The 16,864-nt window shown below is 58.1% G+C and carries 14 protein-coding genes; 6 read left to right on the top strand and 8 right to left on the bottom strand.

What is annotated here, in order from left to right:
* The first annotated feature begins 40 nt into the window (after positions 1–40).
* From ACXAIC_RS19615 to ACXAIC_RS19605, 3 genes are all read left to right on the top strand, one after another.
* Positions 41–1,480 (top strand): cryptochrome/photolyase family protein, encoded by a 1,440-nt coding sequence (locus ACXAIC_RS19615; RefSeq protein ID WP_475184121.1) that lies wholly within the window; start codon positions 41–43, stop codon positions 1,478–1,480.
* A gap of 61 nt (positions 1,481–1,541) precedes the next feature.
* Entirely contained in the window at positions 1,542–1,910 is a 369-nt protein-coding gene (locus ACXAIC_RS19610) for a gamma-butyrobetaine hydroxylase family protein (protein WP_475184119.1), read from the top strand.
* 205 nt (positions 1,911–2,115) lie between these two features.
* Positions 2,116–2,841 carry a DNA helicase gene (locus tag ACXAIC_RS19605; RefSeq protein WP_475184117.1) on the top strand — a complete coding sequence of 242 codons (726 nt, stop codon included), beginning with the start codon at positions 2,116–2,118 and terminating at the stop codon, positions 2,839–2,841.
* A 65-nt stretch (positions 2,842–2,906) separates the two neighbouring features.
* On the opposite strand, the gene ACXAIC_RS19600 is transcribed toward ACXAIC_RS19605, so the two are convergent.
* The 6 genes from ACXAIC_RS19600 to ACXAIC_RS19575 all read right to left on the bottom strand — a co-directional run bounded on the left by ACXAIC_RS19600 (position 2,907) and on the right by ACXAIC_RS19575 (position 9,490).
* The gene (locus ACXAIC_RS19600; protein ID WP_475184114.1) at positions 2,907–3,500 is read right to left on the bottom strand and encodes a L,D-transpeptidase; all 594 of its coding nucleotides are present in this window, start codon (positions 3,498–3,500) and stop codon (positions 2,907–2,909) included.
* Positions 3,501–3,820: 320 nt separating this feature from the next.
* Entirely contained in the window at positions 3,821–5,476 is a 1,656-nt protein-coding gene (locus tag ACXAIC_RS19595; protein ID WP_475184112.1) for a DUF1963 domain-containing protein, read from the bottom strand.
* Between the two features lie 158 nt (positions 5,477–5,634).
* Entirely contained in the window at positions 5,635–7,272 is a 1,638-nt protein-coding gene (locus ACXAIC_RS19590) for a fumarate hydratase (protein ID WP_475184110.1), read from the bottom strand.
* 416 nt (positions 7,273–7,688) lie between these two features.
* Complete coding sequence (locus tag ACXAIC_RS19585) at positions 7,689–8,246, bottom strand: YceI family protein (protein ID WP_475184107.1); 558 nt, start codon at positions 8,244–8,246, stop codon at positions 7,689–7,691.
* A 24-nt stretch (positions 8,247–8,270) separates the two neighbouring features.
* Entirely contained in the window at positions 8,271–8,855 is a 585-nt protein-coding gene (locus ACXAIC_RS19580) for a cytochrome b (RefSeq protein WP_475184105.1), read from the bottom strand.
* 53 nt (positions 8,856–8,908) lie between these two features.
* Entirely contained in the window at positions 8,909–9,490 is a 582-nt protein-coding gene (locus ACXAIC_RS19575; RefSeq protein ID WP_475184103.1) for a YceI family protein, read from the bottom strand.
* A 398-nt stretch (positions 9,491–9,888) separates the two neighbouring features.
* On the opposite strand from ACXAIC_RS19575, the gene ACXAIC_RS19570 reads away from it, so the two are divergent.
* The 3 genes from ACXAIC_RS19570 (at position 9,889) to ACXAIC_RS19560 (ending at position 14,598) form a co-directional block, all read left to right on the top strand.
* Positions 9,889–10,611, top strand: a complete 723-nt coding sequence (locus ACXAIC_RS19570) for a glycerophosphodiester phosphodiesterase (RefSeq protein ID WP_475184101.1) — start codon at positions 9,889–9,891, stop codon at positions 10,609–10,611.
* A gap of 385 nt (positions 10,612–10,996) precedes the next feature.
* Complete coding sequence (locus tag ACXAIC_RS19565) at positions 10,997–11,755, top strand: FecR domain-containing protein (RefSeq protein ID WP_475184099.1); 759 nt, start codon at positions 10,997–10,999, stop codon at positions 11,753–11,755.
* Between the two features lie 71 nt (positions 11,756–11,826).
* The gene (locus tag ACXAIC_RS19560; protein ID WP_475184097.1) at positions 11,827–14,598 is read left to right on the top strand and encodes an EAL domain-containing protein; all 2,772 of its coding nucleotides are present in this window, start codon (positions 11,827–11,829) and stop codon (positions 14,596–14,598) included.
* A gap of 127 nt (positions 14,599–14,725) precedes the next feature.
* Here the strand turns inward: ACXAIC_RS19560 and ACXAIC_RS19555 are convergent, their stop codons facing one another.
* A complete protein-coding gene (locus ACXAIC_RS19555) occupies positions 14,726–16,183 on the bottom strand; it encodes an NAD-dependent succinate-semialdehyde dehydrogenase (RefSeq protein ID WP_475184095.1) in 1,458 nt (485 codons plus the stop codon).
* Between the two features lie 191 nt (positions 16,184–16,374).
* Positions 16,375–16,821, bottom strand: a complete 447-nt coding sequence (locus tag ACXAIC_RS19550) for a helix-turn-helix domain-containing protein (RefSeq protein WP_475184093.1) — start codon at positions 16,819–16,821, stop codon at positions 16,375–16,377.
* Positions 16,822–16,864: the final 43 nt, after the last annotated feature.

Raw genomic sequence — 16,864 nt, 5'->3', positions numbered from 1 at the left:
GCCGGAGCGTATCTGGAACAGTCAAAAACGTTGAGGCATCATGACGACACTTGTCTGGTTCCGCCAGGACCTCAGAATAGCAGACAATCCAGCGCTTTTTGAAGCCGCAAGGAAAGGTCCGGTCCTGCCCGTCTTCGTGCTGGAAGATCCGGCCCACAGCGGAGAAACCCATCCGCTGGGCGGGGCCAGCAAGTGGTGGCTGCATTTCAGTCTGAAGTCCCTTCAAAAGACCCTGCCGGGTCTGATCATTTGCCGCGGCGATGCAAGGCACCTCATCCCGCAGATCGCACGGGAAGCAGGCGTGCGCGCGGTGCACTGGAACCGCTGCTATGAGCCGAATGCGATTGAGCGGGACACGGAGATCAAGACCCTCCTGAAGGCGGACGGCTTTGAGGTGACCAGCTTCAAGGCGTCCTTGCTGTTTGAGCCCTGGGAACTCACCAATAAGACTGGCGGCTCCTTCAAGGTCTATTCCCCGTTCTGGAAGACGGCACAACAAAGGGAAATTGCAGCGCCTTTGCCTGCTCCCCAGACCTTGACGTGTTTGGACTGCGCGCATGGCGAAGAACTGGATGTTCTTGGCCTTTTGCCGGAGAAACCGGATTGGGCCAAGGGATGGGACAGGCTCTGGCAGCCGGGTGAAGACGGCGCCTTGAAGCGGTTGCAGGGGTTTCTCACAGCCGGGCTGATAGGATACGGGGACCTTAGAAACCGTCCGGATCTGCCCAATGTCTCGCGGCTTTCGCCTCATCTTCACTTTGGGGAGCTGTCACCGCGCCAGATATGGAAGAGGACTTGGGATGCGATTGAGGCCAACGAGGCTTGCCGTAAAGACGGGCTGAAGTTTCTGTCGGAGATCGCCTGGCGCGAATTTTCCTATCATCTCCTTTATCATTTTCCGAAGCTGCCTGAGGCGAACTGGCGCCCGGCCTTTGATGTCTATCCCTGGCGCGACAGCGCAACCGACCTGGAACGCTGGCAAAAGGGCGAAACCGGGTATCCGATCGTCGATGCGGGCATGCGGGAGCTATGGCAGACCGGGTATATGCACAACCGTGTGCGCATGATCGTTGCCAGCTTTCTGGTCAAACATCTCCGGCTGCACTGGCATCATGGCGAAGCCTGGTTCCGGGATACGCTGCTGGATGCAGACCTTGCGAACAATTCCGCAAGCTGGCAATGGGTGGCCGGCTCAGGGGCGGATGCCGCCCCGTATTTCCGGGTGTTCAATCCCATTAGCCAGGGACAGAAATTTGATCCGGACGGCACCTATGTCAAACGCTGGGTGCCGGAACTGAAAGACCTCGACAAAACCTATCTTTTCGCCCCCTTTGAGGCCCCGCCCGCTGTGCTCAAGGCCGCGGGGGTGATCTTGGGTGTGCACTATCCTCAGCCGATTGTGGATCACGCAGCAGCCCGCCAGGCGGCGCTGGAGGGGTATGAAGCGGTCAAGGCCGCCGGACGGGAACAGGCGGCTTGACGGGAAGAGGGCGGCCGCTATCGTCCCGCCCGCAACCTGATCAAGACCGGAAATGGATGTGATGACTGAGACAAGCGCGCCCTGGCCAACCGAATTGCGGGTGTCGGCGGATAAAAAAACGCTGACGGTGGCGTTTGATGATGGTGGCCGCCATGACCTGTCTGCCGAATATTTGCGGGTCTGTTCCCCATCTGCGGAAGTCAAGGGCCATGCCCCCTCCCAGAAACAGACCGTGCCGGGCAAACGGCAGGTGGAGATCATGAAGATGGAGCCGGTCGGCAATTATGCCGTGCGCATTCATTTTGACGACATGCACAATTCCGGGATTTTTTCCTGGCGCTACCTTTTGGAACTGGCGCTGGAGCCGGAAAAGCATTGGGACGTCTATCTTCAAGAGCTTGCGGCCAAGGGTTTGAGCCGGGACCGCTAGACGCCAGCTATGCGCCACATGGTCCCATCTGGTGTGCTATGGGCAGAATCAGCTATACGGCGTGTCCCGGCGTGGCCCGCGCCGTCCCCCTCCATCCGGAGCAGCAGTTGACCTGCAGGGCCTATGGATTGGCACCACTTCAGGCCCCGTGCGTGTGCAGAAGGAGGGAATGCGACAGACGCAGGTGGCTTTCTGGAGACTGCGCATGAAACTGTCCGTTCCCATTTTCCGTTTGAAACGTGCTGCCCGGCTCATGGCCCGGCGGGACAATATTGCTCTAAGTGCCGCACTCGACCGGATTGCGGCCGGGGAAGGGTTTTCAAGCTGGGGGCTGCTCGCCGCCCATCACAAGAAGCTGCGGGCCAGTCAGGTGACACCTGAAGCAAATGTTCTTCACCGGCTGAAAAACGGCGAATTGCTGATCCTTGCGGCCAGGCCGGGTCACGGGAAAACCCTCTTTGGCGTTCAGTTGCTTGTCGAAGCCGTCCGGTCCGGCTGGCAGGCCGCCTTCTTTTCAGCCGAAATTTCAATGAATGAGCTTGAGCAGCGTCTTGCTGACGCCGCTGAGACGGAAACCAAGGGCCACACCGGCCTGGAAATTGATTTGTCAGACACCCTGTGTGCAGATCAGATCGAAAGAGGACTGTCTGGCTGCGCCCCGGGAACGCTGGCGGTCATCGACTATTTGCAGCTTCTTGACCAGCGCAGAACCGAGCCGGAGCTTGGGGTGCAGATCGCGCAGTTGAAGCGGTTTGCCCAGGACAAAGGCGTGAGGTTTGTGTTTCTGTCCCAGGTGCACCGGTCCTTTGATCCCGGCAACAAGCCGTTGCCGGATTTCTCAGACCTGCGCCTGCCCAACCCTGTGGACTTATCTCATTTTTCCAAGGGCTGTTTTCTGCATGACGGCGAGATGGGCCTATGGTCCCAATGAGCAGAAAGCATGAAAAAAGCCGGGCAGCTTGCCCGGCTTTTCTTTGAACATCGAAATTGCTCAGATCAACGCTTCACGATGATCATAGCACCCAGATTCACATTCTTATAGAGGTGAATGATGTCTTCATTGGCAAGGCGGATGCAGCCGGACGAGACTTCGGAGCCGATGGTCCACGGCTCCGTTGTGCCGTGAATGCGGTAGAGGGTCGAACCGATGTAAAGCGCGCGGGCCCCCATCGGGTTGTTCGGTCCGCCGGGCATATAGGTCGGCAGAATGCGGCCTTTCTTGCGCTCGCGGGCCCGCATCTGCGCCGGTGGTGTCCAGCTCGGCCATTCTGCCTTGCGTGTCACGCGGTGGGTTCCGGCCCACTGGAAGCCCTGTTTGCCGACGCCGACGCCATATTTCATGGCCTTGCCGCCCGGAAGCACGTGGTAAAGGCGCCGCTCTGACGTGTCGATGACAATGGTGCCCGGAGAATACGGACCGTCGTAACTGACCTTCTTGCGCCGCACCGGCGACTTGCCGCCCGGATGGTATTTGGGCGTCACCCAGGTATTGGTGTTGTGATCGAAATAGCCGGCGCGGGCCGTAGCTTCTGCAGGCAACAGGAAACTTCCCGCGAGCACTGCAATGACTGCATAAAATAATGACTTCATTTAGGTCCCCCTTCAGCGCCTGCCCATTTCAAGGCACGCTCGATTTCGAAGGTTACGTTAGGAAATTCTCCTTGCCGCACTGTTAACGATGATGGCCCAAAACACAGGCGAAAGGAATCTCACGTTGATGTGAGCAGACAGGACATTGATCAATTGTGCCGAAATTGCAACGGAATTTCCCTTGAGGCGTGTTCCGTAACGGAGTGCGCTTTCAAGTTGCTGCATTTGTTTCGTTTTTGGAGGGAAAGCGGACGGATTTTATCCGCATAGAGACACCAGGGAGAATCACTTGGCGTGCAAAGGCGGCGGGTGAAGGATGGTCAGCAGCAGATGGCTTTCACTTTGCTGAAGTCACGATTCGACACATCGGGTCCGGCGATTGCAAAATCAAACTCGCCTCCATCTCCAATGGTGAATTCCGCACCCAGATCACTGAAAAGCTGGAACAGCAGCAGATCCGGCCCATCCAATGGCAGGCTGGCCTCCCGGGAGGCCAGGTGCCCGAAGAGCTGGTGATAACAAAGGGCTGCCCGGGCATCCGGCATCTGCGGCATCTTGAGCCCGTCCGCGTCCCGCAGCAGCACCGGGTGACGGTCGGAAGCGGCCAGATAGAGCCAGTCGGGCAGCTTGGCGGCCAGCGCCGGGCTGGAACCGGCCTCAGTGACGAGCCGGTAGAGCGCGCGTTCCAGATCGGCTTTCAGATAGGGACCGTAGCGCTTGTCGGCGGACTTCATCAAAAAGTCGTTCATGTCCTCGACAAAGGCATTGGCCATATTGGCGTCGAGCGCGGTCTCACCTGCCGCGTCGGCCTGCAGCTGCCAGTCCTCGAAACAGGTGTCGAACATGGTCTCCTGCAGCTTTTCCGCGTGCCGGTTGCGCAAGATCCGGCAGACCAGGGAAATGCCCCTGGGCGCGAACGGGAAACCGGTGTCCGCAAATGGCCGCAGCGCCAGGGCCGGGCTCTCATCGCCGTCGCCCCCGGTCAGCTCTTCAAACATCTGGAACCCGCAAGCCTTTGTGTCCTTTACGGACCAGACCCCGAGAACGCCTTGCAATTGCGCGGTCAGGTGCTCTTTCAGCGAGATGTTATAGCCTTCAGGGGCTTGGAATGGCAGGTCCTCGCCTTCGGGCATGGTTTCGACTTCAGCGAATTTGAGCGGCCATTCCGGGAAGGTCCGGCTCTTTTCGTCGCCCGGCAGGCCGAAGAGCAGATCAAACTGATATTTGCCGCTGCCGAGGGGGGGCAGATTTTTTGGTGGCGTGGTGGGAACGCCTGAACAGTCCGGATCAAAAATCACACGCATGTCATTGTCCGGGTCCACCTCACTGGCTGCCCAGTCCAGCATCTCATCGAAGCGGCCAAAAAACAGTAGCCTGCCGGTTTCCGGAAATCCCTTTGGGCGCCAGGCAAGTTCGCTCAGATCCAGCTGCGCCAGAAAGTGCAAGGGCAGGCCTTCCTTGACCTGATCCAGATGTCCGGGGGCCGTCGGCCATGCGACGCCTTTGGGCAAGTCCGGGCATCCGCCGATCTTGCTGCGGCCGTGGCTCTCCCGGTGTGGCGGATACGCCCGGAATGCATAGACCGCATTGCGGGAAAACTGTTTTATCAGTTCCTCAAAGCCTTCGCCCATGGCCTCGTCCGGGGGCGTCTGAAACGCGGGAACAACCGGCTCGGCGGGGGCAATGACGGGACTGGCTGTGGCAACTGCGAATTTGGCTGGCTCCCGGGTCAAGATGTCCTGGATGCGCTCCGGATTGACTTCCTCGGGTTCTTTCTCCGGTCCGTAGCGGGCTCTGGAGCGGACGCCGCCCACCACCGATTCCGCCAGCGGCTGGACTGCGGGAAAGAGCAGCATTCCGGCAACGCTGAAGAGAATGGCCAGCAGTGTGGTGATATAGAGCCCGGACTGATCCAGCCTGCGGCTGACGATAGCAACAATGACCAGAACCAGAATGTAGGCAGCGAATTTGACCATCAAGACGTCTTGCGTTTGCTTTTGCGTCCAACCTTCTTGCCTTTTTCAGCTAAAAAACCGGTTAAGGAGGATCCTCATGTTGAAAGTAAATGCAAAAAAGACGGCAAAAGCCGCCTTTTCCAAGATCTCTTGAGGAATAAGTTTCTCAGGCGGGGCGTCTAGCCGAGGTTCAATTCCTTGAAGAAGTCGTTGCCCTTGTCATCAACCACGATGAAGGCCGGGAAATCTTCAACCTCGATTTTCCAGATGGCTTCCATGCCGAGTTCTTCAAACTCGACCACTTCCACCTTCTTGATGCAGTCCTGGGCGAGACGGGCGGCCGGGCCACCAATGGATCCCAGGTAAAACCCGCCATGGGCCTGACAGGCGCGGCGCACCTGGGCCGAGCGGTTGCCCTTTGCCAGCATCACCATGGAGCCGCCAGCGGCCTGGAACTGGTCTACATATGCGTCCATGCGCCCCGCGGTGGTCGGGCCGAAGGAGCCGGACGGCATGCCATCCGGGGTCTTCGCCGGTCCGGCATAATAGATCGGATGGTTCTTGAAATACTCCGGCAGCGGCTCGCCGCTTTCCAGGCGGTCGCGCAGTTTCGAATGGGCCAGATCCCGGGCGACAATCAAGGGGCCGCTCAGCGACAGGCGTGTCTTGATCGGATGCTTGGTCAGCTCGGCCAGGATCTCAGGCATTGGCCGTGTCAGGTCGATCTTGACTACATTGTCAGACAGGGTCTCGTCGGTCACTTCCGGAAGATATTTTTCCGGCTGCATTTCCAGCTGTTCCAGAAAGATGCCGTCCCTGGTGATCTTGCCAACAGCCTGGCGGTCAGCGGAACAGGAGACCGCAAGACCGATCGGCAGGGAGGCGCCATGGCGGGGCAGGCGGATGACACGCACATCGTGGCAGAAATACTTGCCCCCAAACTGGGCGCCGACGCCGGTTGCCTGGGTCAGTTTGTGGATCTCTTCTTCCATCTGGGTGTCGCGGAAGGCGTGGCCCAGTTCCGAACCTTCTGTCGGCAGGCCATCCAGATAGCGGGCGGAGGCCAGCTTGGCGGTTTTCAGGTTCAGTTCCGCCGAGGTGCCGCCAATGACGATGGCCAAATGATAGGGCGGGCAGGCGGCGGTTCCGAGAGTCAGGATCTTTTCTTTGAGGAACTCAACCATCCGGTCGTGGGTCAGAAGGGACGGGGTACCCTGGAACAGGAAGGTCTTGTTGGCAGATCCGCCGCCCTTGGCCATGAACAGGAACTTGTATGCATCTTCCCCTTCCGCATAGAGCTCGATCTGGGCGGGCATGTTATTGCGGGTGTTCTTTTCCTCGAACATGGAAAGGGGCGCGAGTTGGGAATAGCGCAGGTTTTTCTTGAAATAGGCATCGCGTGCGCCCTCGCCGAGGGCGGCTTCATCGGTGCCGCTGGTCCAGACCCGTCGACCCTTTTTGCCCATGATGATCGCGGTGCCGGTGTCCTGGCACATGGGTAGCACGCCATGAGAGGCGATATTGGCGTTCTTCAGAAGGTCGAACGCGACAAACTTGTCGTTTTCAGTTGCGTCTGGATCGTCGAGAATGCGTTTGAGCTGTTCCAGATGGCCCGGGCGCAGGAAATGGTTGATGTCCTTGAACGCTTCTTCTGCCAGAAGACGCAGTCCTTCCGGTTCGACCACCAGCACCTCTTCTCCGTTGAAGGTAGCGGTGGAGACAAACTCCTGAGTCAGCTTGCGGTAGGGGGTCTTGTCTTCGCCCTGCGGAAACAGCGCGCTGTGCTGATAGTCGGGCGTGGTGACGGGAGCGTTCATGAGACGTCTTTCCTGGTCTGGCTGGCACCGGTGCTGCGGCCACCGGTCTCGCTGGAGCGTTGTGTGATGTTCTCATACGGCAAAAAGGCTGCAGACGCCAAGTCCCGCAGCCTTCTCACTTTGGTTGGGGCGTGCCGCGTTCATCCCGATTTGAACGGCTTTGGCCTTTGTGTTCACATCTCTGAATTCAGGCAGAGACAGACAAATCCAATGAAACGCTGCTTGGTCCTGGTGTGTTGGAACTGAAATCCGCCTCAAATGTGCAGCGCGCGCCGTAGCGTATTTCAATTCCGAAAACCAAAATCGAAACATAGACTTGCTAGTCACCCTCATGAATTTGAAGTTCGTGCTGAACGCGCTGGAAAATGAGACGAACTTCAGATCAGGGTGACAAGGGTGAAGAGCGCTGAGTGCGCTCAGCGGGTAGCCGTCAGGTCCAGGGTGACGGTCACCGCATCGCCAACCGTGTCCTTGCCGACACTGGAGCCCAGTTTGTAGTCCAGGCGGTTGAGTGAGGCTGTTCCCTTGGCCTGGGCTGTGTCGCCGGTGATGTCGAGAGTAAAGTCCAGCGTGACCGGCTGGGAAATGCCCTTGATTGTCAGCGTGCCGTCGGCCTTGTAGACGTTGCCGTCCACATGCGAAACGCTGTCCGCCGTGAATTCTGCCTTCGGAAATCCGGATGCATCAAACCAGTCCGGAGCGGGCAGGGTGCTGTCGAATTGCGGATTGCCCGTCGAGGCGCTGGCCGGTTCGATCTCGGCCGAGATCTTGGAGGCACCCGGATTGTCCGTATCGAAATCGATGTTTGCGGTCCAGGATGTGAAGGTGCCTTTGAGCGGCTGACCGGCCTGCTGGACTTCAAATCCAAGCGAGCTCTGGACCGGATCCACGGTCCAGGTGTCGGCAAAGACCGGGGCGGATGCCGTAATCGCAGACACCGCGACAAAGGCATAAGACAGCTTTTTCAGATGCATGTGAACATTTCCTGATTGAGCACATTAGGAGCTGGAACGGGCGGGGCCCGTGGAGATCATCCGCTTCAACGTGTCGTCCCGGGCGATGAAATGGTGTTTCAGCGCGGCGGCCAAGTGGGCGGTGATCAGCGCCATCAATAGATAGGCGCCATATTCATGCAGGATCTTGAACACCGTTTCCGCTTCGGCCTTGGAGCCGAGGACGCCGGGCACGGGAAGATGCGGCACCGGCACGATGTTGAAGATGAAAGTCGGAATGCCATAGGGAGAGGCGGATGCGACCATCCAGCCAGTGAGCGGCAAGGCAAACAAGAACGCATAGAGACCGGCATGGCCAAGATGTGCGGCCAGCTTCTCTAGAGGATGCATGCCGTCTGGCAGTTTCGGCGCCGGGTTCACCAGGCGCCACAAAAGCCGCAGAACCGCAAGCGCTAAAACCACGAAACCGATGGACTTATGCAGCTGAAACAGCGGAAAGGTTGCCGGATCGGTCAGAGGTAGCGATGTCATGTAAAGCCCGAGGGCCAGCATGGCGAAGATCAGCGCGGCCATTGTCCAATGAAAGGCAATTGCGATGCGTCCATAGCCTGAAGAGGTGTTGCGCAGCATGGCCGCCTCCCTGAAAAGAAGGAGGCCGGATGTTCCGGCCTCCGAATATTTTCTTATTCTGCGTCAGCTTTCAGCGCTTCCGCGTCGAAGGAAATGCTGATCTCGTCGCCGACATAAGGCACAAATTTGTCCATTCCGTAATCGGAGCGTTTGATCACGGTGGAGACGGCAAAACCGGCGGCCGGTTTCTTTTTCATCGGATGTTCACCCAGGTTCAGCACGTCCACGGTCAGGGTGGCCGGCTTGGTGATGCCTTTGATCGTCAGGTCACCGGTCACAGCAAGCTGTTTCTCGCCGGTCTGTTCAACCTTCGTGCTTTTGAAGGTTGCCGTCGGAAATTTGGCAGCGTCGAAGAAATCCGCGCTCTTCAGGTGCGTGTCGCGGTCCGGCCAGAACGTGTCGAGGCTGTCGATCTTGATGGTGAATTCAATGGTCGAATCGGCCGGATTGTCCTGGTCGATCATCAGTTTGCCATCCCAGTCGGCAAAACGGCCGTCTGTGGTGGAATAGCCAAGGTGGTTATAAGAGAAAGCCAGGTTGGAGTGGGACTTGTCGAACGCGTAGGAAACCGGGTCTGCGAGGGCAGGACCTGCCAGGAGCGTAAGGGCCAGTGCGGAAGCGGCGAGACGGATCATGATCAAACCTCATATCATATTTTGAAAGAGCGTTCGCTCATGAACGCTGCAGAGGGGAAGATAGGCCAGAAATCCGGTTGCGCAATTTAACTGACCGTTCGGCATGACTGAACAATACCCGGAAAAGAATCGGGGCCAGCGCAGCCAACCCGAAAAACGATCTGCCAACCGGACTGAGCATCGGAATCAAATGCGTCGCATGAGGTGCAAACTGTGCGTTTTTGATCACAGATCCTGTATGACTTCTTTGCCTAAGTGGTTGAATACGCTAAACAAGAAAAACTGTCATCATTCCATCAAGAATTTCAGGCACCACTTTATTCAACTTCCCTCACAGGGGGCATGATGGAAGCCCTTTCGCTCCAGACAATCTGTTTGGAGACACAGGAGTATTTAACGTGAACCACGCGGTCATAGTGTGTCATCGGGGAGCAAGCCTCAAGGCGCCGGAAAATACGTTCGCTTCCCTGGAAAAGGCGATCGAGCAGGGTGCGGAAGTGGTGGAGCTGGATGTGCGTCCCTCCAAAGATGGTGTTTTGTATGTGCTGCACGACGCCACCTTGGACCGCACGTCGAACGGAACCGGGCATATTGCCGACATGGTGTCCGCCGATGTGGACATGCTTGATGCGGGCAGCTGGTTCGGGCCGGACTACAAGGGAGAGTGTATTCCCCGTCTCGGCGCGTTTTTGGATGCCTGCAAAGCGCGGATCGGAACCTATGTGGAGATCAAGGAAGGAGACCCGGCCGAAATTCGAGACATGCTGGCGGTTCGCGGCATGTTGAACGATGCCTGGACCTTTTCCTTTGATCAGGCCATTCGGGCTGAAGCGCGGGCCAAGGTTCCCGATCTCAGGCGCATGGTTCTGTTTGCCCATGTCGGGTCGGTGGAGCGGGCTGTCGCCCAGGATGCGCATATCCTGGAGTTTGATGCGGATACTCTGGAACAGCAACTTGTCGAGGAAGCCAAGGCAGCCAACCTGATCACCCAGATGTTTTATGGCGGGGAGGACCGGGCGGTGTTTGAAAAGGCCGTTCGTTGCGGGGTGGAACAGATGAATATCGATCACGTGGATCTCTTCCGCGACATTGAACGCAGTCTTCTGTCTCCGGCTGCTTAAGGCTGGTGACACCGAAGAAGTTTTAATCTTCGTATTCACATTTGCGTAACCGTATCATCGAAATATCTCAGATAAACATCTGAATTCACGAAAGGTTAAATAGCTGAAGATGGCTATGAATTGGTTGCACCTGCGGAATTTGGATGTATGACTGTAAAAAATAGCAATTATCGCCAGAGATGTCGGGTTCTGAACTCGGGTGCAAATTCCTTTTACTGGTGCAGCCGGTACAAAATACGAATTTTTGCTGCCCTTTTTTTTAATAGTCTTGATGGTCGCTGGGGCCTTTCAGAGCGCTGCCGCCACTGAATGGGTCGTGAAGCGGGTTTCCGGCCCTGTTTATTTCGTTGCGCCTGGCTTGGAGGCATTCCGGGCCAGGAAGGGAATGGTCTTTCAAAAGGGCTTCACACTGGCGACCAGGTCCCGAGCCCGGGCGCTGATCGCCCGGGGAACGGAAACCATTACGGTTGGTCCTGAAACAACGGTTGCTCTGTCCAAACGGTTCAGCAACCGGGGAAAGACAACCCTTTTGCAACGTAAGGGCAAAGTAACTGTCGACGTCGCCAAACGGAACCGCCCGCATTATTATGTCGAAACCCCGTTTCTGGCTGCGGTGGTGAAGGGAACCAAATTTGATGTTTCCGTCGATAGCCGCCGGGCCCGGGTGTCTGTGCAACGGGGGGTGGTCGGGGTCGAGGACTTCGCCTCCGGGGACCGCGCGGATCTTGGAGCCGGCCAGAATGCGTCAAGTGCTTCCAGTGGCGGCCGTGGGCTTGATGTCGGCGGCCGGACGAAGCCATCGGTGCGCCAAGGGCGCCCAAGGAAACCGAAGGTCAGCGCGCCGAGCCCTCCTGGCCAGTCGAAAAAAGCCAGACATGCGAACCGTGTCGAACCTGCCATCAAAGAAAAACGTGGCTGGTTTGAGGCCCTCTTTTCCAGATCTGACGCTGCTGGCAGTTCAGGAACCTCCGACGCTGGTGGCGTAGGCAAAGGGAGTGAAAAGGGCAACAACGGGGACGGCAATGGTGGTGGCAATGGCAACGGCAACAACGGAAATGGGAGCGGCAACAATGGGAACGGGAACGGTGGTGGCAACGGCAACGGTGGTGGCAACGGCGGCGGCAATGGCAATGGAAACCGCTAGAGCCGACATGACGAAACCGGCGAATTGCGCGCGCCGCGCTGGACGTTAGGACACCTGAGCGGGGGCGGATGGTGCTGATTTGGCGGGACAATATCGGTGGGCGTTTGCTCAATGCCGCTCTGGTTGCTTTGGTGGTTCTTGTCTCAGTTGCGGGCTTGCGCGTTTTCGGTGTGACGGCGGCCCTTGACAGGCTGTTATGGGAGACCCGTTTTGCCCTCGACCAGCGGCCGGTCTCCGGGGACATCGTTTTTGTCGACATTGATGCCCGCAGCCTGGCTGAAATTGGTCATTGGCCGCTCCCCCGCAGGATCTATGCGCGACTGATCGACCTGCTGATTGCGGGCGGTGCTCAGGACATGGTCTTTGACATCGACTTCAGCGCAGAATCCAATGCTTTGGACGACATGCTTCTGGCGCAAGCCCTGAAAAAGGCCGGCAATGCCAGCCTGGCGGTCTTCACCCAGGCCGCGTCAGGGGCTGGCGCGGAGGGGACTGTTCTCAACATGCCCCATGAACAGTTTATCGAGCATGCCTGGCCGGTTGTTGTGATGGTGCCTATGGAGGCGGACAGCCGGATCTGGCGCAACCTTTATGGCCATGAGATCAACGGCACGACGGAACTGTCCGTCGCCAGCCTGATCGGAGAGCATACAGGCGGCGTGAACGGCAGCTTTTTTCTCGATTACAGCATTTCGATTGACCAAATCGCGCGCATTTCCCTGGTGGACGTCCTCGACGGCGCCTCCGATCCGTCTTTGTTTGATGGCAAAAAGATCATTATTGGTGCGAGTGCGCTTGAATTGCGTGATCTTTTTCCAGTGCCCGTTCACGGCATCTTGCCCGGGGCGCTCATTCAGGCACTGGGGGCCGAGACGCTTTTGCAGAAGCGGGCTCTGGAGCCCAAGGGCGAAGGCGTGGCGCTGCTCGTTGCAGCCTTGATCTGTGGGCTTTTGTTCATGACCAAGATTGACGGCTGGTCCATCAAGCTTGTGATTCTGGGTCTCGCAGCTGTTGCGATCGAGGCAGCTGCCATTAGCGTGCAGAGCACTGAGCCCATTCTGGTGCCGGCTGCAAGCGCCTATATCCTCCTGTTTCTGGTTGCTGGCGTGATTGTCCTGCGCGAACTTGGCTTCCACAAACTTCTGGCTCAGGTGGCCAATATCAACCAGCGCAACAGCGAGCGTATGCTCGGTCAGGTCTTTGACGACAGCTTCGATGCCATTCTTGTTCTGGACAGGGACTGCCTGATCACCGCAGCCAACCGCACTGCGCGGCAACTTTTCGACAATGAAAAACTCGCAGGCTGCCGCGCTCAGGCCGTTTTGCCCAATGCCCTGGTGGAAGAGGCGCTGGCTGTTCTGGGAGCTGTGAAAGACTGCATTCCGGTGCCGCAACTGCTGGTGCTGACCCAGGAGGGCGCAAGGCGCCGGCTGATCGAATATGTTGTTACAAAAACCGAAAAGACAATCGCGCCAAGCGGGCGGTCTGGCAAGACGAAAAAGACGGCCCTGGCATGCGTGACTTGCCGGGATGTGACGGATGAACGGGAATCGGCCGCCCGTCTGGACTATCTTGCCCGGTTTGATCCGATTACCGGGCTTTTGAACCGGAGCGGCTTTGAGAGTGATCTGGCTGAGCGGACAAAGTCCGCCTGTGTTTCCGCAAACAGGGTTCTGCTGCTTCAGTTTGCGATTTCGAATCTGGACCAGATCGTCGCAACGCTTGGATTTTCATATGGGGACCGGTTGCGGCGATCCATCGCCGCCCGTCTGAAAACCCAGTTGGCTGAGGACATCAGCTGGGCAGCTGTCACCGCTGATGTCTTTGCCGGTGTTCGGCTGCTGGCAGCTGATCAGGACAGCGTCTTGCAGCTTGTGGAGGACATTCAAAAGACAATTGGCGGTGATCATGTCATTGACGGTGCCCATGTCTCCGCGCGTCTCAATATCGGCTATGTGATTGCCGACGGCGATATGGCTCCGGACAGTATCTTGAAACGTGCTGGCAACGCCTTGTCGCTGGCGCGCCGGGACAGCCAGAACCAGGTAGTGTGCTTTCAAAATGAGATGGATACAGCTCTCCAGCGGCGCCGGAGCCTGGAAGGGGAGCTGTTCAAGGCGATTGTCCGCGATGAGTTGCGGCTCGACTATCAGCCACTCGTCAATCTGATCGACGGGTCCATCTTCGGGGTTGAGGCGTTGCTGCGCTGGGACAGCCGGTCCTTCGGGCCGGTGTCACCAGCTGAATTCATTCCGATTGCCGAAGAGACAGGCTACATCGTCGAGCTGGGATCCTGGGCGCTGAACCGGGGTATGAAGGAAGTCCAGTCCTTGCCGGGGGCGCTCCGGCTTTCGGTAAACGTGTCACCGCTCCAATTCTTCCGGGGCAATCTGCTGGAAACCGTGGCGGAAGCCCTCGAGCGCTCGGGGTTTGCGGCCAACCGGCTTGATCTGGAAGTTACCGAGACCCTGTTCGTGGATGAGAGCCCGGATTTGAAACGGAAGATGGAAGAGCTTCAGGCGCTGGGATGTCGTTTTTCGCTGGATGATTTCGGGACGGGCTACTCTTCGCTGGCCTATATCACCGACTATCCGTTCTCCAAGATCAAACTGGACAAGTCCTTTGTCCGGGACACCCTGGAGCGGGAGGAGGACACTGCGGTGATCGAAGCGGTGCTTCTGCTCGCGCAAGGCTACGGAATGACAGTGCTGGTGGAAGGCGTGGAAACGGCGGAACAGGCTCTCCGTCTTCATGAACTCGGCTGCCGCTGCGGCCAGGGCTATTATTTTGGCCGCCCGACAGGGGCGGCCGATATGGCGGCCCAGCTTGTGCAGGCCGCCTGATACATGGCGCAATTCCGGCGGCCACAATCCTTAAATGCCTCTTGGGTCGTGTAATGCGACCCCGCATCAGAGGCTTCGGAGAGTGGCCGCCGGAATTGCGCCATGTGTGACATCCTGTGACCTGAGCTTAAAGCCCCAAGCCGCCGAGGCAGCTGTATTTGATGTTCAGATAGTCATCGAGCCCATATTTGGAGCCCTCATTGCCGATGCCGCTTTCCTTGAAGCCGCCAAAGGGGGCGACTTCAGTGGTTATGACACCTTCGTTGACGCCGACAAGACCATATTGCAGCGCTTCCATGACCCGGAAGCAGCGACCGAGATTCTGGGAGTAAAAATAGCAGGCCAGGCCATATTCCGTGTCATTGGCGACCTGAATTGCCTCTTCTTCCGTCTCAAAGCGGAAGAGAGCAGCCAGAGGCCCAAAGGTTTCTTCACGGGCGACCTTCATGTTGGAGGTGGCGCCGGTGATCAACGTCGGCTCATAGAACGATCCGGGGCCGTCCGGTTTCTTGCCTCCAGCCTCAAGGGTCCCGCCTTTGCGCAGGGCATCCTCGACATGTTCGGCGACCTTGTCGGCGGCGGCATCATTGATCAGCGGTCCCTGGGTAACCCCGGCCTCAAGCCCGTTGCCGACTTTGAGCTGGTCCGCCATGGCTTGCTTCAGCTTCGCAGCAAAGGCCTCATAGACGCCGGACTGGACATAAAGCCGGTTGGCGCAGACGCAGGTCTGGCCGGAATTGCGGAACTTGCTGGCAATCGCCCCTTCCACCGCCCGGTCTAGATCCGCGTCGTCAAACACGATGAAGGGGGCGTTGCCGCCAAGTTCCATGGAGACCTTCTTCATGTTCTTGCCGGCATTGGACGCCAGCAGCTTGCCGACCCGGGTGGAGCCGGTAAAGGTGATCTTGCGCACGGCGGGGTTCTCGCACATTTCCTCGCCAATTGCGGGGGCGTCCCCGGTGACAATATTGAGCACCCCGGCTGGCAGGCCGATCCTGTCGGCCATGACACCGTAGATCAAAGCGGAATAGGGCGTGAATTCGGCCGGTTTCATCACCATGGTGCAGCCGGCGGCCAGGGCAGCGCCCAGCTTGCGGGCAATCATGGAATTCGGAAAGTTCCACGGAGTGATCGAGGCCGCGACGCCAACCGGTTCCTTGGTGACCAACAGGCGCCGGTCGGCCCAGGGGGAGGGGATCGTGTCGCCATAGATCCGTTTGCCTTCTTCGGCAAAGAACCGGATGTACTTCACACCAAGCGTGATCTCGCCCTTGGCTTCGGCAAGCGGTTTGCCCATTTCAGTGGTGAGGATCGCGGCGAGATCGTCCAGATCCGCCATCAGTGCATCGCATAATTTGTGCAGGTAGGTGGCGCGCGCTTCCGCAGTCAGCGCTTTCCAGGCGGGCAGGGCTGCCTCGGCCGCAGCGATTGCCCGTGCGGTCTCCGGGCGTCCGCAATAGGGAATGCTGCCGATGCTTTCGCTGGTCGCCGGATTGGCAACGGCAATCGTCTGGCCGCTGTCAGCGTCACCCCAGGCGCCGTTGATATAGACCTGTTGCTTGAGAAGCGCAGCGTTCAAAGTCATAGAAAACTCCGTGAAATGTCGCAAAGGAAGCAGTGGGAAGGCGTGTCCCTGTTAAGTTCCCCTGACATAGTGTGCGGGCAGGGGCGCTGGCAAGGTCTTTGAGATAAATGGCCTGTTGCCGTCACCTGGAAGGGCTGAGCTGTAGAGAACTTCGCCAGGGCCCCATGGAAAGAAAGCTGATCTGAAGAAGATCAGGCGCTGTTCAGGCGGTCTTGCAGCGCAGCAATGTCATCGGCAAGGTTCTGGGCCTGGCGTTGAAGACGGTCCAGCGCAACTTTCATACTGTCGAGATCAGCAGTTGCAGGTTCATCGGAAATGGGGGGCGTGCCCCGGCCCACCAGCAGCCAGGTCGGGCTCACATTCAAGATGCCGGCCAAAAGAACAAGTTTGTTGGAGCGGGGTTCGGACCGGTCACTTTCCCAGCTGTGCAGGGTTGAGGTTTTGATGCCAAGGCGCCGCGCCAGCTGTGCGGTTGACAATCCGGAGGCGTCTCTGGCCTTGCAGATGCGTTCTCCCAACGTGTAGTCGCTGCTGCGTGTGGACATGACTGAACTCCCGCCGGCTTCTTCGGAATCCGCCACCAGTTGAATGGTTCCGACCGGCCGGGCCGGAAGATTGCTGTTGTAAGGATTGGTCATGGCGCGCACCCTTGCATGTTCGCCCTTTGAGGCGCAACAGCTG

It is taken from the genome of Roseibium sp. AWQ4_254 (assembly GCF_056161025.1).
Note: the sequence above shows the minus strand (reverse complement) of the source record. Positions and strands in the feature narration are given on the sequence as shown.